Annotated in this window: 19 protein-coding genes and 1 riboswitch; of the genes, 2 read left to right on the forward strand and 17 right to left on the reverse strand. The window is 33.1% G+C overall.

Annotated features, from left to right (window positions below; translation table 11 throughout):
• Window positions 1-108: 108 nt before the first annotated feature.
• The 10 genes from hisIE to E0H99_RS15720 all read right to left on the reverse strand — a co-directional run bounded on the left by hisIE (window position 109) and on the right by E0H99_RS15720 (window position 8,557).
• The gene (gene hisIE, locus E0H99_RS15675; RefSeq protein ID WP_131997746.1) at window positions 109-708 is read right to left on the reverse strand and encodes a bifunctional phosphoribosyl-AMP cyclohydrolase/phosphoribosyl-ATP diphosphatase HisIE; all 600 of its coding nucleotides are present in this window, start codon (window positions 706-708) and stop codon (window positions 109-111) included.
• A gap of 40 nt (window positions 709-748) precedes the next feature.
• A complete protein-coding gene (gene hisF, locus E0H99_RS15680) occupies window positions 749-1,504 on the reverse strand; it encodes an imidazole glycerol phosphate synthase subunit HisF (protein WP_131997749.1) in 756 nt (251 codons plus the stop codon).
• Window positions 1,505-1,527: 23 nt separating this feature from the next.
• A complete protein-coding gene (locus E0H99_RS15685) occupies window positions 1,528-1,833 on the reverse strand; it encodes an NIPSNAP family protein (protein ID WP_131997752.1) in 306 nt (101 codons plus the stop codon).
• Between the two features lie 21 nt (window positions 1,834-1,854).
• Window positions 1,855-2,580 (reverse strand): 1-(5-phosphoribosyl)-5-[(5-phosphoribosylamino)methylideneamino]imidazole-4-carboxamide isomerase, encoded by a 726-nt coding sequence (hisA, locus tag E0H99_RS15690; RefSeq protein WP_131997754.1) that lies wholly within the window; start codon window positions 2,578-2,580, stop codon window positions 1,855-1,857.
• 98 nt (window positions 2,581-2,678) lie between these two features.
• Window positions 2,679-3,266 carry an imidazole glycerol phosphate synthase subunit HisH gene (gene hisH, locus E0H99_RS15695; RefSeq protein ID WP_131997757.1) on the reverse strand — a complete coding sequence of 196 codons (588 nt, stop codon included), beginning with the start codon at window positions 3,264-3,266 and terminating at the stop codon, window positions 2,679-2,681.
• 89 nt (window positions 3,267-3,355) lie between these two features.
• Entirely contained in the window at window positions 3,356-4,492 is a 1,137-nt protein-coding gene (gene hisB / locus E0H99_RS15700; RefSeq protein ID WP_131997760.1) for a bifunctional histidinol-phosphatase/imidazoleglycerol-phosphate dehydratase HisB, read from the reverse strand.
• Window positions 4,493-4,508: 16 nt separating this feature from the next.
• Window positions 4,509-5,564: a histidinol-phosphate transaminase gene (gene hisC, locus E0H99_RS15705; protein ID WP_131997763.1), complete on the reverse strand. Its 1,056-nt coding sequence runs from the start codon at window positions 5,562-5,564 to the stop codon at window positions 4,509-4,511.
• Window positions 5,554-6,846 carry a histidinol dehydrogenase gene (gene hisD, locus E0H99_RS15710; RefSeq protein WP_131997766.1) on the reverse strand — a complete coding sequence of 431 codons (1,293 nt, stop codon included), beginning with the start codon at window positions 6,844-6,846 and terminating at the stop codon, window positions 5,554-5,556. Before hisD ends, hisC begins: the two co-directional genes overlap by 11 nt.
• 75 nt (window positions 6,847-6,921) lie before the next feature.
• Complete coding sequence (gene hisG, locus E0H99_RS15715) at window positions 6,922-7,779, reverse strand: ATP phosphoribosyltransferase (protein WP_131997769.1); 858 nt, start codon at window positions 7,777-7,779, stop codon at window positions 6,922-6,924.
• 277 nt (window positions 7,780-8,056) lie between these two features.
• Window positions 8,057-8,557 carry a hypothetical protein gene (locus E0H99_RS15720; RefSeq protein WP_131997772.1) on the reverse strand — a complete coding sequence of 167 codons (501 nt, stop codon included), beginning with the start codon at window positions 8,555-8,557 and terminating at the stop codon, window positions 8,057-8,059.
• Window positions 8,558-8,806: 249 nt separating this feature from the next.
• Between E0H99_RS15720 and E0H99_RS15725 the strand changes: the two genes are divergently transcribed.
• Window positions 8,807-10,906 (forward strand): LTA synthase family protein, encoded by a 2,100-nt coding sequence (locus E0H99_RS15725; RefSeq protein WP_131997775.1) that lies wholly within the window; start codon window positions 8,807-8,809, stop codon window positions 10,904-10,906.
• 57 nt (window positions 10,907-10,963) lie between these two features.
• Here E0H99_RS15725 and E0H99_RS15730 read toward each other — a convergent pair whose 3' ends face one another.
• Window positions 10,964-11,962 carry a zinc dependent phospholipase C family protein gene (locus tag E0H99_RS15730; protein ID WP_131997778.1) on the reverse strand — a complete coding sequence of 333 codons (999 nt, stop codon included), beginning with the start codon at window positions 11,960-11,962 and terminating at the stop codon, window positions 10,964-10,966.
• A gap of 97 nt (window positions 11,963-12,059) precedes the next feature.
• On the opposite strand from E0H99_RS15730, the gene E0H99_RS15735 reads away from it, so the two are divergent.
• Window positions 12,060-12,809 (forward strand): YoaK family protein, encoded by a 750-nt coding sequence (locus E0H99_RS15735; protein ID WP_131997781.1) that lies wholly within the window; start codon window positions 12,060-12,062, stop codon window positions 12,807-12,809.
• On the opposite strand, the gene E0H99_RS15740 is transcribed toward E0H99_RS15735, so the two are convergent.
• The 6 genes from E0H99_RS15740 to E0H99_RS15765 all read right to left on the reverse strand — a co-directional run bounded on the left by E0H99_RS15740 (window position 12,793) and on the right by E0H99_RS15765 (window position 19,742).
• Complete coding sequence (locus E0H99_RS15740) at window positions 12,793-13,749, reverse strand: YeiH family protein (protein WP_131997854.1); 957 nt, start codon at window positions 13,747-13,749, stop codon at window positions 12,793-12,795. The genes E0H99_RS15735 and E0H99_RS15740 overlap by 17 nt on opposite strands.
• Window positions 13,750-13,845: 96 nt before the next feature.
• Window positions 13,846-14,742, reverse strand: coding sequence for a LysR family transcriptional regulator (locus E0H99_RS15745; RefSeq protein ID WP_131997784.1), 897 nt, complete (start codon window positions 14,740-14,742; stop codon window positions 13,846-13,848).
• 19 nt (window positions 14,743-14,761) lie between these two features.
• Window positions 14,762-16,789: a hypothetical protein gene (locus E0H99_RS15750; RefSeq protein WP_131997787.1), complete on the reverse strand. Its 2,028-nt coding sequence runs from the start codon at window positions 16,787-16,789 to the stop codon at window positions 14,762-14,764.
• A gap of 100 nt (window positions 16,790-16,889) precedes the next feature.
• A complete protein-coding gene (gene fabG / locus E0H99_RS15755) occupies window positions 16,890-17,636 on the reverse strand; it encodes a 3-oxoacyl-[acyl-carrier-protein] reductase (protein ID WP_131997790.1) in 747 nt (248 codons plus the stop codon).
• Between the two features lie 74 nt (window positions 17,637-17,710).
• On the reverse strand, window positions 17,711-19,033 hold the full coding sequence (locus tag E0H99_RS15760) for a Na+/H+ antiporter NhaC family protein (RefSeq protein WP_131997793.1): 1,323 nt from the start codon (window positions 19,031-19,033) through the stop codon (window positions 17,711-17,713).
• A gap of 62 nt (window positions 19,034-19,095) precedes the next feature.
• A riboswitch (SAM-I-IV-variant riboswitch) is annotated at window positions 19,096-19,192 on the reverse strand.
• A gap of 127 nt (window positions 19,193-19,319) precedes the next feature.
• Window positions 19,320-19,742, reverse strand: a complete 423-nt coding sequence (locus E0H99_RS15765) for a hypothetical protein (protein ID WP_131997796.1) — start codon at window positions 19,740-19,742, stop codon at window positions 19,320-19,322.
• Window positions 19,743-19,902: the final 160 nt, after the last annotated feature.

Genomic DNA, 19,902 nt, shown 5'->3' on the forward strand with positions numbered 1-19,902 from the left:
TAATAGTAAATATAGTGGATTGCTATTTGAAATAAAAGAAAAAAGAAAACCCAATAGTATATTATTTACTATTGGGTTTTCTTGCTGGAAAATGTTTAAAAGGAATTTCTATTTCTGACGACTTTTTAGGACTTCAACAACATCATTTAGCTTAAATCCTTTGGCTTGTAACAGAATAAGATAATGAAAAAGCAAATCAGCACTTTCGCTCAAAAATAAATCGTCATTGTCATCTTTCGCTTCAATAACCACTTCTATTGCTTCCTCGCCTACTTTCTGTGCAATTTTGTTCATCCCTAATTTAAATAAGGATGCCACATAACTTTTTTCAGAATCCGCATTTTCTCTTCGAAGTTGGATTGTATCTTCCAAATTTGAAATAAAGCCATAATCGGGTTTGTTTTCGCCGGCCCAACACGTATCAGTTCCTTTGTGACACGTTGGTCCTTGCGGTTTTACCTGTATCAATAAAGTGTCATTGTCACAGTCATTTTTGATGTCAATCAGATTCAGAAAATTGCCGCTTTCCTCTCCTTTGGTCCAAAGTCTTTGTTTCGTTCGACTATAAAAAGTCACTTTTTTAGTGTCAACCGTTTTTTGATACGCTTCAGCATTCATGAAACCCAACATCAAAACCGTTTTGGTTTCGCTATCTTGAATTATGGCAGGAATTAATCCGTCTGTATTTTTTGAGAAATCTATATTCATATTTTGTCTAAAGTTTTAAAGTCGAATGTCATAAAGAAATCTAAATTCGTACTTCTATGTTATTGTTTTTCAGTTCTTTTTTCAATGTTTTGATTTCAATTTCCTTAAAATGAAATACACTTGCCGCTAATGCTGCATCCGCTTTCCCAACTACAAAGGTATCTACAAAATGTTGTATGTTTCCCGCGCCACCAGAAGCGATTATAGGAATATTTACTAAATCCGAAAGTTTAGCCAAAGCTTCATTGGCAAAACCGTTTTTAGTTCCGTCATTATCCATGGAGGTAAACAGAATTTCACCAGCGCCTCTTTGCTCCACTTCTTTAGCCCAATCAAATAAATTTAATTCTGTAGGCACTTTTCCACCCACTAAATGAACAATCCATTGTCCGTCAATTTGTTTAGCATCAATGGCTACAACGACACATTGACTCCCAAATTTCTGCGCCAAATCATTAATCAACTGGGGGTTTTTCACAGCCGATGAATTAATGGAAACCTTATCTGCTCCATTTTGCAACAATATTTCTACATCAGAAACGGATGAAATTCCACCACCAACGGTAAACGGAATATTAATAGTCGAGGCGACTTTTCGCACCAAATCAACCAACGTTTTTCTTCTTTCTTCCGTTGCCGAAATGTCCAAGAAAACCAGTTCATCAGCACCTTCATCCGAGTATATTTTAGCTAATTCTACGGGGTCACCTGCATCACGTAAGTCTACAAAATTAACACCTTTTACGGTTCTTCCGTTTTTTATATCGAGACAGGGAATAATTCTTTTTGTAAGCATTTTATTTATTTTTAAAAGTCTTTTTATTCAAATACAGGGCGCAAAAAGGTTCTTTCATAGCTCAATATGCATCTTGCATTTTCTGCAATTTTAAAAGCTTCTATACATTCTTGATCTTCCAAAATTAGTTTTCTGTAATTTTCATATTCGGATAAACTAGGAAATGAAAACATTGCAAATGCTATGTTGTTGGCTCCTTCAGAAGGCATAAAATAACCGTGATGCTGTCCTCCAAAACGATTAACTAATTTAATCCATCTTTTACCATAATCTTCAAAAACATCTAATTGAAAAGGATCGATTGTATATTTTAAATAACAAGTTATCATATTTTTATATTTTGAATTTAACTATTTGCTAATTATATAATTCTCCAATTGTTTCAACGAAATTCGTCCTTCATAAATTGCTTTTCCTATTATTGTTCCTTCACAACCCAATTCAGCTAGTTTTGGCAATTCGTCAAAAGTAGAAACTCCTCCCGAAGCAATCAATTTTATGCCATTGGCTTCCGCCAAAATTTTAGCGTATAAATCAAAAGAAGGACCTTCAAGCATACCGTCTTTGGCAATATCGGTACAAATTACATACTGGATTCCTTTACCTTGATACTTTTGGATAAATGGAATCAAATCTTCATTAGAGTCTTCTAACCAACCTGAAACTGCTACTTTTTCATTGTTGGCATCTGCTCCCAAAATAATTTTATCAGAACCATATTCTGCAATCCATTTTTCGAATAATTCTCTGTTTTTAACGGCAATACTTCCGCCGGTAATTTGGTTTGCACCACTTTCGAAAGCAATTTTTAAATCGGAATCCGATTTTAATCCACCACCAAAATCAATTTTCAACTTGGTTTGTGTCGCTATTTGTTCCAATATTTTATAATTAACAATTTGGCTTGACTTTGCACCGTCTAAATCAACCAAATGCAAGTATTCAATTCCGTGTGCTTCAAATGATTTAGCCACTTCAAGCGGATTTTCATTGTATATAATTTTGGTATTGTAATCGCCTTTTGACAAGCGAACACATTTTCCGTCTATGATATCTATTGCGGGTATTATTCTCATTTGTTTTTAATTTAAAGATTTAAAAATTGAATTATTTAAAGATTGGTAATATTGATTAAGAAGTATTTGATTCCTTAATTTTTTAATCTTTAAATTTTTCAATCATTTAATTTTAAGAAATTTCCTAAAATTTGTTCTCCAATATCCCCACTTTTCTCAGGATGAAATTGCGTTCCGTAGAAATTATCCTTCTGTAAAGCTGAGGCATACTCTACTTCATAATCCGTTGTAGCAATGGCTTCGGGACAACTGGGAGCATAAAAACTATGTACTAAATACATGTATTCATTTTCACTGATCCCTTCAAACAACGGAGATTTCAGATTGTATATTTGGTTCCAGCCCATTTGTGGCACTTTCACTTTTGGCGTGAATTTAATCACATCAACATCAAAAATCCCCAATCCTTTTGTATTCCCCTCTTCCGATTTGCTGCACATTAATTGCATGCCCAAACAGATTCCTAAAACGGGTTGTTTCAAGGTTGGAATTAGTGCATCCAAACCACTTTCTAAAAGCATTTTCATTGCTGAACTTGCCTCACCAACGCCGGGAAAGATTACTTTATCGGCGGCTTTAATTTCGTCAGGATTATTGCTCAAAACTGCTTTGAATCCCAATCTTTCTATGGCAAACATAATGCTTTGAATATTTCCTGCTCCGTAATTTATGATTACTATTTTCATTTATATTAGTCTTAAAGTTGTAAAGTCAATAGTCATAAAGTCAATACTAAAGTACTTTAAGACTTTAAGACTTTCGTCTTTCGACTTAATTAAAGCATTCCTTTTGTTGAAGGTAAAATCATTTTCTCCGTATCCCGTTTTACCGCTACTTTTATTGCTTTCGCAAAAGCTTTAAAGATGGCTTCAATCTTGTGATGTTCGTTTGTTCCTTCCGCTTTGATATTAATGTTTGCTTTAGCACCATCTGAGAATGATTTGAAGAAATGATAAAACATCTCCGTAGGCATTTTTCCTACCATCTCCCGTTTGAATTCGGTTTCCCAAACCAACCAATTTCTACCTCCAAAATCAATAGCAACCTGTGCTAAACAATCGTCCATTGGCAAACAAAAACCGTAGCGTTCTATACCTAATTTATTGCCTAATGCTTTTGCAAAAACTTCTCCAAGTGCAATTGCCGTATCTTCAATGGTGTGGTGTTCATCAACTTCCAAATCTCCTTTTACAAGAACTTCCAAGTCCATTTGTCCGTGACGCGCGATTTGGTCCAACATGTGGTCAAAAAAAGCAATTCCGGTATCGATTTTACTTTTCCCGGTTCCGTCAAGGTTTAAATTGATTAAAATATCCGTTTCGTTTGTTTTTCTTTCTATCGAAGCGGAACGTTCTTCTAATTTCAAAAATTCATAAATTGTTTTCCAATCCGTAGTTTGTAAAGCAATAACCGAGTCAAGCTCTTCTCTTTTGGAAGCAATTTCATCACTACCCAAGGCTTCATTCGTATTGATGAAAATCGCTTTTGAGCCTAGGTTTTTGGCCAATTCAACGTCGGTTATTCTGTCTCCAATTACGAATGAATTTTCTAAATCATACTCCGGATTATCAATATATTTTGTCAATAAACCTAACGCAGGTTTGCGAGTTGGCGCATTTTCGTGCGGAAATGTTTTGTCAATTAATACTTCTTTGAAAACAACGCCTTCATTTTCAAAAGCTTTCATGATTAAATTATGTACTGGCCAAAAGTTAATTTCCGGATGAGAATCAGTTCCCAAACCATCCTGATTCGTAACCATTACAAGTTCAAAATCTAGTTCTAAGGCTATTTTCCCAAGGTATTGAAACGCTTTTGGGTAAAATTCTAATTTTTCGAAACTGTCTAATTGATAATCATTTGGTTCCAAAACCATTGTTCCATCACGATCTATAAAAAGTATTTTTTTCATTATATAATTATTTAAACTAAGCGTTGAGGCTTTGTAATGCTGCTATTAATTTTTTATTTTCAATTTCGGTTCCAACGGTCAAACGCAAACAATTATCGCATAACGGCTGGGTTGTTCTGTTTCTAATTACGATTCCTTTTGCAATCAATTCATCGTATCTTTTATTGGCATCGTCCACTTTTATCAAAATAAAATTGGCTTCAGTCGGATATATTTTTTTTGCAAAATTAATATCAAGTAATGCTTTAAGTAACTCTTCTCTTTGCGCTATTATAGATTCAATTTCAAGTTTTATTTTATCTGAATTATCTAATCTGTCCAAAGCTCTTTTTTGAGTCAGTTCATTGACATTATACGGTGGTTTTATTTTGTTTAAAACCGAAATTACTTCCGCAGCTGCATAACAAATCCCTAATCGTATTCCGGCCAAACCATACGCTTTAGATAGCGTTTGCGTAATGACTAGATTTGGATATTCGTCTAATTCATTGATCCAACTTTCCTTTTTTGAGAAGTCAATATACGCTTCGTCAATCACAACCAAACCACTGAAGCTTTTCAACAAATAGGCCACGTTTTCATCCGAAAATGAATTACCGGAGGGGTTATTTGGAGAACATAAAAAGATGATTTTTGTGTTTTCATCCACAGCTTCCATTATTTTCTCAATTTGTGGTTGAAAATCCTCGGAAAGCAAGACTTCTTTATTTTCAACCGCATTGATATTGGCCAAAACACCATACATTCCGTAGGTTGGCGGCAAAGTGATTACATTGTCTGTTTTTGGTTCACAAAAAGCTCTGAATAATAAATCCAATACTTCATCACTTCCGTTTCCCAATAAAATTTGATTGGTTTTGACATTTTTTTGTTTTGCCAAAATTCCTTTTACACTCATTTGTTGTGGATCCGGATACCTGTTTACACCATTTTCAAACGGATTTTCATTGGCATCCAAAAAAATCATATTCGCAGTATCAAAATCTTCAAATTCATCACGAGCTGAGGAATATGGCTTCAATTGCTTTACGTTTTCTCTAACTAAATTATTTATATCGAAATTATTTTTCATTTTCAATCGCTTTTAATCGTAATGTAACTGCGTTTTTGTGTGCTTGCAATCCTTCCGCTTCAGCCATGATTTCAATGGCTTTACCTATATTTTGCAATCCTTTTGGTGATATTTTTTGAAAAGTCATTGCTTTAGTAAAACTATCCAGATTTACACCGCTATAATTTTTTGCATAACCGTTGGTTGGCAAGGTATGATTGGTTCCTGACGCATAATCACCGGCGCTTTCTGGAGTATAATTTCCTATGAATACAGAACCCGCATTTTGTACGCCATTGCTGTAAAAATCATCAAATTCAGAACAAATAATAAAGTGTTCCGGTCCGTATTCATTGATTAATTCCAAGGCAATTTTATCGTTTTCAACAAAAATCAATTTAGAATTGGTAATGGCTTTTTCGGCAATGGCTTTTCTTGGTAAAATTTTCATCTGTATTTGGATTTCTGTTTCTACAGCATCAATTAATTTTCTGGAAGTAGAAACTAAAATTACCTGACTGTCCGCTCCGTGTTCTGCTTGTGACAGTAAGTCAGAAGCTACAAAAGCAGGAACTGCAGTGTCATCAGCAACAATCAATAATTCTGATGGACCGGCTGGCATATCGATTGCCACACCAAATTGTGTTGCCAATTGTTTAGCCACAGTCACAAATTGATTGCCGGGACCTAAAATTTTATATACTTTCGGAATTGTTTCCGTTCCAAAAGTCATTCCTGCAATAGCTTGAATTCCACCTACTTTTAAAATTTTGGTTACACCACATAGATTTGCAGCATATAAAATAGCTGGATTTATAGCTCCATTTTTATCCGGAGGAGAGCATAAAACAATTTCGTTGCAACCTGCTATTTGTGCTGGTACAGCCAGCATCAAAACGGTAGAAAATAAAGGTGCGGTTCCTCCTGGAATGTATAAACCAATTTTTTGAATGGGTCTTTTTTCCTGCCAGCACTTTACTCCTTCGATTGTTTCTACAGAAACTCTATTTGTTTTTTGAGCTGTATGGAATTTCTTGATGTTTGATTTTGCAAGCGAAATCGCTTCTTTTAACTCGGTAGAAATTGATGCAATTGCTTGGTCAATTTCAGCTTTAGAAACTACAATTGTATCGATTGACGCACCATCAAAAAGCGACGTATATTTTGCTACAGCGCTATCCCCTTTTTTCTGAACTTCCTTAAAAATTTCTTTTACAGTAGCTTCGATATCATCTACCGTTTTTGTAGGTCTTTCTAAAATGGCAGACCAAGTTTCCGGTTTTGGATTGTATATTTTATTCATTGTTTTTAGTTTTAGTTAATCGTTAAAAATTATGAGTTTGGACGCATAACTCTTAACCCAGAACACTTAACTGTTCTATAATACCATTTTTTCAATTGGACAAACCAAAATTCCTTCGGCTCCAACTTCTTTCAACTGATCAATCACATCCCAGAAAGTATCTTTGTCAATTACGGAGTGTACGCTACTCCACCCTTCCTGTGCCAGTGGCAAAACGGTTAAACTTCTTAATACAGGAAGAATTTTTCCAACTGCATCAATTTTGTCATTTGGAATATTCATCAAGATATACTTCGATTTTCTTGCCCTTAAAACGGATTCGATTCTGAATTTTAATGTGTCGATTATTTTTTGAGATTCAGGACTTACTTTTGGAGAAACGGCCAAAACCGCTTCACTTTTAAAAATAACTTCGACCTCTTTTAGATTATTTTTAAACAAAGTACTCCCGCTAGATACAATATCAACAATAGCATCGGCTAAACCAATGTTTGGAGCTATTTCTACCGAACCTGATATCTGGTGAATATCAACTGTAACCCCTTTAGAATTAAAAAAATCAAGTACTGTTTTAGGATAAGAAGTTGCAATACGCATACCTTCTAAGTCTTGAACTGATTTATAATTAAATGCTTTCGGGACAGCCACAGATACTTTACATTTTGAAAAACCTAATTTTTGAATTACTTCAATATTGTTTCCTTTTTCAACTAATAAATTATCCCCAACAATAGCAATATCTACAACTCCATCTATTAGATATTGGGGAATATCCGAATTTCTTAAATATAAAACCTCTAATGGAAAATTTGATGCTTCGGCTTTTAATTGGTCGATACCGTTATCGATTGAAATACCTGCATCTTTAAGAATTTGAATGCTGTCTTCGTTTAAACGTCCTGATTTTTGAATTGCAATTTTTAATGTACTCATTTTGTCTTTTTTATTTTTTGTTTAAAATATTTTGATTGAGTACAAATAGTGGGTAATAAAAAACCCGTTTGATGTACTCAAACGGGTTTTTAGAATATGATGATTTACACACATACCATTAACACATCGCTTGAGAGCAATAATGAAAATGATGATGATGCAACTGATTTGTAAACATTTTTGTGTGTTTTAGAATTAAATTCTTTTGCAAATATAAGAGATAAATTATTTAAAAAACTATTTTTATTTTAACTTAATAACGTAAAATTGTTATGATTTACTTTTTATTCAATTCTGTTTCAGCAGAATCTGTATCATTTACAATTTTGGAGCTGCCATCTTCTCTAATTTCAGTATGACGAATTTCACCGCCAGAAGTTCCTACGTTTATTGAGATAATTCCAGCTAGTAAAGCCAGAACAAGCGTAATAAATGAAAATATTTTAGCCAGTCGAAATTTTTTCATAGAGGCTACGAATGAAATCAATGCAAAAACTCCCGTTACATAAAGTACTAAAGCAAATTTCTCTGCTAATTCTTCATGTTCATGGATAATTGCTTTACCAATATTTGGGAAATCTTCAACCATTTCCTCTGCTCCTTCACCAGTACCCATACTGAGTGCTCCAAAAATTGCTGCAACAATAAATAAAACATAAGAAGTGTTTTTTACGGAGTTATTATTTAAAAATACCCCTGTAATTAAAATCCCAATTCCAAAAATGGTTCCGATAATTGGAAAATGGTTTACTATTATGTGCAAATGAGCATCATTCATATATTTATATTTAAAGTTTAATCTCTTTAGGTTTAATTTCTGGAAGTTTTGTGTAATTTACACCAAAATTATATTGATTCGCATTAAAAGTGGTTAAATCAGAATCTATAGTATAAAATTATTCATTTATAATTAAACTCCACAATATGTGATAAATTATAAGTTATTAATATTTTTGACAAAATATTAAGCTATTCTTGAAAAATAACACTAAAAATTATTTATACTTTTACATATAAAAATACCCCTATGAATTTTCTCAAAAAGTCATCTCCTTTTTATTATTTATTGTTCTTCTACATTGCCGTAAGTTTCGTTTTAAGAGTTGTTCTTTTTTTTCATCCAATAACACAAATCTCATTTACTTGGACTGATTCGCTGTCTTTATTTGTTTTTGGGTTTATATCTGACTTTTTTATTTTTGTATTAATTAGTGGTTTTTTATGGTTATATCTCATTTTTATATTTAATTCAAAATACTTAAAACCATACGGTTACATCATTTTTGGTTTATTGACAGCCTTGTTAATCTATGTTTCATTTGGCAACACCATTCTTAATGAATATGGTAGTGCCTTACCTAAAATTGGCATTGCTTTTATAGCAATCAAAACAGTTTTATTTGGATTATTACTTTTCCTTCCAAAATACCGAAACCAAATCAGATTTTGGTTGTTCTCCTTTGTGATTTTTCTCTACGTGGTTTTATTTTTACAAAATGGAATCAGTGAATACTTTTTCTGGAATGAATTTGGCGTTAAATACAATTTTATAGCGGTAAATTATTTGATTTACACCAATGAAGTCATTGGAAATATCATGGAATCTTATCCTGTCATTCCTCTATTTTCCGGACTGTTTATCATTGCTGGAATTGTAACCTACCTAATTGTAAAAAAATCAAAAAACTATATAGAAAGTATTCCCGCATTTGTAGAAAAAATAAAATTGTCCGGAATTTATTTAGTGTTGTTTGGCCTTTCTTTATTGGCAATACCATTTTTATCCACTAAAGAAAACTCGCATAATATTTTTACAAATGAACTTCAGGCCAACGGTATTTACAAATTCTACCTGGCATTTATGAATAGTGAATTGGATTATTTCAAATTTTACAAAACAGTTCCCAGTAGTGAAGCCTTTGCTCAATTAAAGCAACAAATTCCTTCAATTTCAGGAGAAACAACTTTGAGACAAATAAAAAATGAAGCTGCCGAAAATCATAAAAACGTGGTTTTGATAACTATTGAAAGTTACAGTGCGGAATTTATGAAAATGTATGGTAACGAGAAGAATATTACTCCGTTTTTAGACAGTTTGGCAACCAAAAGTTTAGTTTTCACAAACCTCTATGCCGTGGGAAACAGAACGGTCCGAGGGCTTGAAGCCGTTACTTTATGTTTTCCTCCTACTGCCGGCGAAAGTGTGGTAAAACGCAAAGACAATAAAAATAAATTCTCAACCGGAACGCTCTTTAAACAAAAAGGCTATGCAGTAAAATTCATGTACGGTGGCGATTCCTTTTTTGATAATATGGGAGATTTCTTTTCAGGAAATGAATATGAAATTGTAGACAAAAAAACATTTGCACCAGACGAAATCACTTTTGCTAATATTTGGGGCGTTTGCGATGAAGATATGTACAACAAAGCAATCAAGGAAATGAACAAAGAAGCGGCGGCAAATAAGCCGTTCTTCAATCACATTATGACCGTGAGCAATCACAGACCATTTACCTATCCAAATGGGAAAATTGATATTCCCGGAGATGTAAAATCTCGTGATGGCGGTGTAAAGTATACGGATTATGCCCTAAAAAAATTCTTTGAAATGGCTAAAAAACAGCCTTGGTTTACTAATACTGTTTTTGTCATTATTGCCGACCATTGTGCTTCCAGCGCAGGAAAAACAGAACTTCCGGCAGATAAATATAGGATTCCTGCCCTAATTTATAGTCCAGATTTTGTTGAGCCAAAGAAATATACTAATCTGATGTCTCAAATCGATATTATGCCAACGGTATTTGGACTATTGAATTTTGATTACCAAAGTAAATTTTACGGTCAGGATGTTTTAAAACCAGATTATAAACCTCGAGCTTTGATTGCAACCTACCAGGATTTAGGACTGATTAAAGACAATGTTTTGACGATTATTTCACCAAAACAAAAAGTAAAACAATTTCAACTGACTTTGAAACCCAACCAGAAAGTAGCTCGTGATTTCCAAATTTTTTACGATCAAATACCGTTGACACAAGAAAGAACGGATTTAGTAAATGAAACGATTTCATACTATCAAACTGCCTCGTATATGTTGAAGAAAAATAAATATCAAAAAATTAATTAGCATAAAAAAACGGGTGAAATTCTAGTCTCACCCGTTTTTTACTTTTGAATCTAATGTCTATTCTTTTTCATTTATTAAACCAAAAAGATTCCCTTTTTCAAAAGTTTTCAAATCCTTTTTTAAAGTTTTACTGTTCCGTTTTGTAAGTTCGGTAGCATCAAGATTGCTTAAATCCGGTTTTCCTGCATTTACCCAAGCCGTGTACCAAAAACTTGCTGTAGCTGTAATGGCTTTTTTCATTTGTTTTTCAACCATTCCATTCAACTCCGTATGGAATTTACCGGCATATTCATCAGAATATAACATTCCACCGTATTTGTTTTTCACAATATTCCCAGTTGCATCTGTTACATACATTTTGTTTTCAGCAGTTGCAGTTCTAAGTTTTTTATCAGCAGCTAATAAAGGCTCCACTAAACTGTGAGTGTCAAAAATGATATCCCAAGTTGCTTTATCCACATTCTCTAAATATTTTCCTTGCGCTACGTTTAATTTATAATCTTTAACAAATAATTCAGGCAAGCGGCTTTCCCACAACGAATGAATTCCTTTTTGATTGGTATTTTGTCCATCGTGATTGTCTGATGTATGCAACGGCATGTGCGCATCCGCAATGTAATGCCCTAAATCAGCTGCAATAAATAATATTTCGTTCTTTCTTTTGTCCTTGAAAGCCTTAGTCAATTTGACCATCATATCTTGAATGTACCAAGGCAATATTCCGTTTTTAGTCAAAAATTTCTCATCGTATTTTAGTTTCGCTTCTTCCATGTTTTTAGGAAAAGTCTCCACAGCACCAAAATTCTCAATGTCAAAATAATGGCGAGGTGGCTCTGCTTTGTCATTCAAAACATTTCTTCTCAAATCAGGAACCGTAGATTCTTGTGTAATAAAATCAATATGACTGTAAAAGAAAGTCTGCAATGGTTTAGGTAATGCCATTACCGCCGCTCTATTGATTCGTTCATGTCCAATAACTCCCCATGACAAAAGAAAAAAAGCAACTCCAAGAGTAGATAACGCGATAAGTGTAGGTCTAATTTTAAAATTTTTCATTAAATTTATTTTTTTGAAGTACAAATGTATTTCTTTAAATCGTTATTAGAAAAAATTGGGTTTAAGATTCTGTTAATTAAAAAAGAAAACTACGAATATGTTTCGACATCAAGGAAAAAACAGAACTTTTATTCACAATCTTCGTTTAGCCACTTTATTATCTTTTGTAGCCGGAATTGTAAATGTTACGGGAGTTTTATCGATACAAACATTAACAACCAATGTAACGGGTCATTTTGCCTATTTCGCCGAAGAAATCATGAAACGAGATTATGCAGCTGCAATTACCTTTTTTATATTCACTATTTTCTTTTTGTTAGGCGCTTTTATTTCTAATTTTTTAGCGGAATTGATTTCGAAAAAACATCCAAATTTATCCCATGTCATTCCAATTTCACTGGAAATGGTTGTTTTGATTGGTGTTGGGATGTTCGGAGCACAATCAGCATTATCTAGCATTGAAGGAAAATGGATTGCTTTTTCGATGCTTTTTGCCATGGGAATACAAAACTCTTTGGTCACAAAAATTTCTCAATCTACAGTCAGAACAACCCATTTAACCGGGCTTTTTACCGATTTAGGAATCGAATTGTCTCAATTGTTTTTCTACAAAAAACCAGAAGAAAAGAAAAAATTAAAAACAAGTATCTATCTGAGATTATCCATTATTACGTTCTTTTTTATCGGCTGTTTTTCAGGAGGTTTTCTTTATAATTTATTGGAAATGAAAACCCTTTTTGTTGCGGCAACTTTTTTATTAATTGCACTTTTGTATGATTACATCCGAATGCAATTTCATATTATCAAACGAAAAACCTTTCATCATAAAACTATTTTAGATAAATAATAGAGACCAAAGTAGCGATTGCTATGAATATCCAAAGCAAAATTCCCTGCGCAAGCGGTTTCAATCCCACCGATTTTAAAACAGTTCTATTTAATCCGGCTCCAATTAAAAACAAAGTTACCGTCAAACCTATTTTTGCAACTGAAACCAAGTGCGGTGCCATAATCTTAATTTGTGGCAGATATGTATTGGCAATCATCGCCAAAATAAATAATCCGATAAAATAAGGAATTTTTATTTTCCCCGATTTATTTTTAAAAATAAAAGCAGTAATCAATGCTACAGGAATAATCCATAACGCACGGGCTAATTTTACTGTTGTGGCAATTTGCAAGGCTTCCGGACCATATTTACTGGCTACTCCTACCACAGAACTCGTATCATGAATGGCAATGGCGCACCATAATCCAAACTCTTTTTGAGATAAATCCAACCAATGCCCCACGGCAGGAAACAAAAATAAAGCCACCGAATTCAGAATGAATATCACTCCCAAAGCAACTGAAGTTTGTTTTTCATTTGATTTGATTACGGGCGCAATAGCAGCAATTGCACTTCCGCCACAAATTGCCGTTCCGCAAGAAATTAAATGAGATGTTTTCTTTTCCGTTTTAAACCATTTCCCCAGAAAAGTTCCTAAAACCAAAGTACTGAAAATAGAAATGACAGTAAACAAAAAGCCTTCTTTACCAGCAGAAACAGCACTGTGGACATTCATTCCAAAACCCAGTCCTATTACCGAGAACTGCAATAAAAAATGAGTTGCCTTATGATTCAATTCTAAAAAAGGATGTCCAAAAAGGTTGGCTACAATCAATCCTAACACTAAAGCAATTGGCGGAGAAACAAAAGTTGATGTGCAGAACAATAGCAATGCAACAAAAATGAGTTGCTGTAATTTGGCATTTATTTTAAAAAAAATAAAGGATTCTTTCTGAATTACTTTTTGATGCGTTTCCAATGTAAAGTTGTTGAATTATTACAATACAAAGGTGGAGAGATAAATCTATTTATGCCAATCGAAAATTATAATCTGCTATAACTTTAAATTATAATGATTCGAAATGTTTTGGATAAACAAATCCGAAAGCGAATCGGTTTTTCCTTGTAACGTAATGACATAAAAGAAACGTTCTATGATTAAATCTTTAATGTCTAATATCGCCAATTCATTGTTTTTAAGTTCTTTTTTTATCGCATGAATGGATATAAAAGCCACACAATCAGAGTTCATCAAATAGGACTTTATGCTTTCCGTACTTCCCAATTGCATTTCAATTATTAATTCTGATAGTTTAATTTCAAATGGTTTCAACGCATGTTCAATAACTTCAAGTGTTCCTGAGCCTTGTTCTCGCATTAAAAAATGCATCCTTTTAAGATCTTCCTGAGTCACTTCATCAAGACTGACTAATGGATTGGAACTCTTACAGACTAAAACCAATTCATCTTTTAAAAACTCCGTATATTTAATGGATTTATTTTTTGATTGTCCTTCAACTATTCCTATTTCAATCTCCTGTTTTAATAAAGCGTTTTCTATTTGTTCCGTATTTCCATTCAATAAATTCACTTTTACATCTTGTAATTTTTGATGGAAACGGGCTAAAAGTGGCGGAATTATATACTGAGAAATCGTTGTACTGGCTCCTAATCGTAACAATCCGGAACGTTGATTAATCAGCGTGCTCATATCAAAATCAATCTCGCGGTATACTTCAAAAATGTTTTTAGTGTGTTTTAATAATACTTCACCGGCAGTTGTCAGTGAGATTTTAGAACCATTTCTGTCAAACAATTTGATTTTATATTGTTCTTCTAATTCCTGAATATGTTTGGAAATCGCAGGTTGCGTAATAAACAATTCCGTTGCAGCTTTAGTGAAACTCAAACGGTTGGCAACGGTGTAAAACACTTTTAGTCTAAAATCCATGTTGTTTAATTGTATTTTATTACAGTAATCCGTTGTATTTTCGAACAAACCATTCAGTTGCCAGTAAAATTGAAATTAAAACCAATAACCAAATCCAATCAATCAAAGGAGTTTTAGTAATAATGTTCTTCTGTATCGCTTTATATTCCTCATTTTCTAAAAGCGTTTTAATCAACACATCTACTTGATCCGAAAAATACGCTTTTCCTTGTGTTTGTGTGGCTAATTGAGTCAATTTCTCCACATCGGGATTGACAAATTGCTTTTCGATATCAAAATCAAGAATTTCAAAACTACTGGAATATGTCGTTTTAGAATTTAATTCTTTTACGGTAAACGCATAAGGACCGGCTTTAAGTCCGTCAAGATTGACTTTATAGGAATTATTTCCTTTTAATAAATCGTAATTTTTCGTTTGCTTGGTTTTGGTATTTGTTACCGCAATAGTCAAACGCGCTTTTTCATCAAACTCATAATTTTTATTGAAAAATTGCGCGGTTATTTCAATGGGTTCACCTGAATTATAGAAACTTTCATGTTCAACCACTAATGATTTTTTAGAATTATTGGAAGCCAAAAACTGAATGATCTTATCCATGAAAATATCATATTTTTCAAATGATTGAGTATTAACATGTGTTTGCAAGCGCCATTTCCAACTGTTTTCTCCCAAAAGATAAGCAGTCCGTCTGCCTTGATTTTCTGTAAAAGCCAGCAAAGGTGCATTCGTGTCTATAGTTCTAATTTTGGATGAAAGCAAAACAGAAACAGCTCCTTTTGTTGTTACTGTTCCAAAAGTATTTTGTAAAGGTGGTAAATTTTCAAACCCGATATTGTCAGCTGCAAACAAATTAAACTGCGCATTGAAAACCGACAAATAATCTTCTTTTTGTCCGCTCATTTTAAAGTTCAAATTATCCTGCTGTTGATTCAGAAAATTGAAATCAGTGTTATTTCCAGTAATAATAAACGTATTGATTCCGGCACCTTTATTATTCTCAAAGATGGTTTTAAATTCGGTTGTCGGTTGGTACAAAATCAAAACGTTAAAATCTTGTAATGCCTTAATATCATTCGGCTTAATAATAGTTACTTTACGTTGTATATTGGACTCAATGGCTCTTTTTAGCGCCCCTAAATCAGGATGATTTATAGCAGATACAATAGCAATATTTGTTTTTTGGTCAATAACTTCAACCGCAAAATTCTTGGTATTATTATACGTATTTTTTTCTTTTTCTTTCGATGAAATAGTAGCTTTAAAAATCTGTAATCCAATTTTATCAGCCGGTAAAAGTACGCTTACAGTTGCCGTTTTCTTGGATGGAGAAAAGGTAATAGATTGTTTACTGAATACTAAATTTCCTTGTGAAATAATAAAATCGGCCGTTATGCTTTTAGTTCCTGAATACTGAAAGAAAGCTTCTACAGGAAATTTATTCTTGTGAAAAGCGTATTTATTAACGTTCAGTTGATTGATTTTGAAATCTAAAAAAGTCGTTGTATCGCCTACAATTACTGGATATACTTTATTTACAGCATCAAAACTGTAGACATAATCATTCCCGGAAGTTTGATTTCCATCTGTAATTAAAACTGTTGGATAGATTGCGTTTTTATAAATGCTTTTTAGATTTTTGGCAACAACATCAATATTAGTTTGGGTTCCTTTAAAATCAAATGTTTCTATAGGTTCAAAATCATCTGAAAACTGATACGATTGTACATCGAATTTCTCTTGTAAATTCGAGTTTGATTTTATTTTATTATACAATTCCAATGCTTTTTCATTCGCATTCAAAAAAGAAATGGAACTCGAATTATCAACAACAATCGGCAAAGGTGTTTTTACGGTTTCAAGCGTATTTTTGGTTAGTATTGGATTAATCAACAATAACAAAATTCCAAAAATGGATGAAAAACGCAAAAAAGCCAAAAACCAACCGATATTCGATTTGTTTTTGGCTTTATAGATATATTGAAAAAATGACAAACCGCCAGCTATTAGTAAAGAAAGAAGTAATAATAGTAGCGTGTTTATTGTCATTTATTTTTGATTAAAATATTTAAAAATTGAAAGATTAAAAAATTAATAAGTAGTTCAAAAATCTTTAAATCTTTGAATTCTTCAATCTTTTAATTAAATATTAAGTAAGCATTCCTCCACAAACATTCATAACTTGTCCCGTTACATAAGCACTCATGTCTGAAGCAAAGAAAAGACATGCATTGGCAACATCTTCAGTCGTTCCACCACGTTTCAACGGAATTCCGTCTCTCCATCCTTTAACAACATCTTCGTTTAATTTAGCGGTCATTTCTGTTTCTATAAATCCTGGAGCAATTACATTACAACGAATATTACGAGATCCTAATTCCAATGCTACTGATTTTGAAAACCCTATGACTCCCGCTTTAGAAGCAGCATAATTAGTCTGTCCTGCATTTCCTTTCACTCCTACTACTGAACTCATATTGATTATAGAACCAGAACGTTGTTTCAGGAAAGTACGTTGAATCGCTTTGGTCATATTAAAAACGGATTTCAAATTGACATCAATCACTTTGTCAAAATCTTCTTCGGACATACGCATCAAAAGGTTGTCTTTAGTAATTCCGGCGTTGTTTATTAGAATATCAACCGTTCCGAATTCAGCCAAAACAGCATCAACAAAAGTTTGCGCTTCATTAAAATCGGCAGCATTTGATTGATATCCTTTGGCTTTAATTCCAAGAGCGTTCAATTCATTTTCTAATGCCAAAGCTGATTCTACAGATGAACTGTAGGTGAATGCAACATTTGCACCATGTTTTGCAAAAACTTCAGCAATTCCTTTTCCAATTCCGCGACTCGCACCTGTAATTATGGCTACTTTTCCTTCTAGTAATTTCATATTCTATCGTTCGTTTGTATTTTTTTTTATAAGACAAATATAACAATTCAATTCAAAAATTTTATGCCAAAAGCTTAAACTTTCAAAAATCTATTTATCAATTTATCCCAAAAATTACTGTAAATGGCAATTAAAGTAACTAAAAATAAAAATAAGAGATACCAAGCATTACTGATTAAATCTAAGAAATTCAGTTTACCATTGGCAAAACTTAAAATCAACAAAACTTGCGCGCCATAAGGCAAAATCCCCTGAACAATACAAGCAAAAATATCCAGTAAAGTTGCCGTTTTTTTGGAGCTTAAATTATATTCATCATTAATTTCTTTGGCAATGGCTCCTGTGATAACAATGGAAACGGTATTATTGGCGATAGCCATATTAGTAAAACTCACTAAGGTTCCAATTCCCATTTGAGCCGATTTCTTGTTTTTTATTCTGGATTTAATTTTGTGAATGACAAAATCAATTCCGCCTGCTTTTTCTACCAATGCCGCTAAACCACCAGTAAGCATGGATAACAAGAATATATCGGTCATGCTCGTAAACCCTTCGTATATTTTTTGTGCAAATACTAAAATGGTAAAATCAGCACCAACAATTCCAATAATCCCTGCTACCACAATTCCGATTATTAAAGTAGTGAAAACATTAATTCCAATTATGGCAAGGACAATCACTAACAAATAGGGCAAAATAGTGATTAGTTCGTAGCTCGATTTTGGAATAGCGACAGCCGTAACTTCCGAATTTAATCCTAAATAGAAAAGTAAAAAAATGGTAATTACCGAAGCCGGAAAAGCGATAAACAGGTTTGTTTTAAATTTATCTTTCATTTCGCATCCCAAAGACTGAGTAGCCGCAATGGTTGTATCTGAAATCATCGATAGATTATCGCCTAACATGGCGCCTCCCAATAAAGAACCTGCAATTAATGCGAGTGGAGAACCGCTTTTTTCCGCAAGACTCACTGCAATTGGTCCTAATGCCACAATAGCCCCAACCGAAGTTCCTGTAGCAGTCGAAAGAAAAGAAGCAATCAGGAAAATTCCTAATGGGAAATAAGCCACATCAATATTGTTGATTCCTAAATTCACCACCGAATCAACTCCTCCCATTGCTTTAGTGAGAGTGGCAAAAGCGCCTGCAAGCAAATAAATTAAACACATGGTTATTATTTTGCTTTCGCCACAACCGGAAATCAAAGTATTTACCTTGTCTTGTGTAGCTTGTTTGAAAAGCAAAAAAGCAGCAATAATCCCTAATAAAACCGCTACTGGAGAAGGGAATGCATAAAAATCATTAAGCCAAATTCCAGCTCCTAAAAAAGTTAAAATAAAAATAAATAACGGAAGTAATGCCAGTGCATTTCCTTTTTGTTGTGTTTTCTTTGTCATAAATAATGGTATAAGATGAATCCATTACCACGACAAACAAAAAACCAAAATATAAAAATGATTAAAACAACATTTTTTCCAAAGGATTTGGCTTATCGTTTTAGCACCTTGCTTGTTGTTGCAGGTTGCTATCCTATTAAAGGATTCGTGATAACGGGTGCAAAAGTAATTAATTATTTATGAAATAATTTGAATTTTATTCAAAATAATAATAATTCAAAAAAAAGCGCCACATAAAAATGTAACGCAATTATAATTAAGATACTGAAAAACAGACTTTAAATAATTAAAAAGCTACATTCCATTTTGGCAATCTTCCATTTTCGTCAAGGAAGTTTTGTAAAACTTGTCCTTCTACAAATGTTGGGATTATTTTTGTTTTATCATTAAATGTTTCATACCAAACCACTTCAAGCGTGCTGATATCTTCGATTTTCATTTGTGCAGGCCAAGAATATTTTCTTCCAGTTTTAGCAAATTGATGTCCTTCAACAATTTTATCTTTCAAGCCACCATTTTTAATTTTCAAAGTTCCGTCATTTTGAACGGTTCCAGTAGAACCAACCATAATCAACTCTTTTTCCTCCCCTACTGAATACACTAAAAATACTCCAGATCCTTCTGAAGCATTACAAACTTCTGCTAGACTATCCTCTGTGGTAAATGAAAACTGATTGGTAACTTTGAATTTTTTTAACTCTTTGTACATGTTATTTTATTTTTATTTGAACTGGCTTCGACAAAAAAATACCCCACAAATTCGTGAGGCCCATTAGAAACCATTCGTTTATGTTTACTCTTATTAGGATTACATCTGAAAAACAGCTGCATTTAATAAAGTGCAAAGATATTTCTTTAATTCAATTTAT

The organism is Flavobacterium sp. GT3P67, assembly GCF_004349155.1.
Taxonomy (GTDB): domain Bacteria; phylum Bacteroidota; class Bacteroidia; order Flavobacteriales; family Flavobacteriaceae; genus Flavobacterium; species Flavobacterium ranwuense.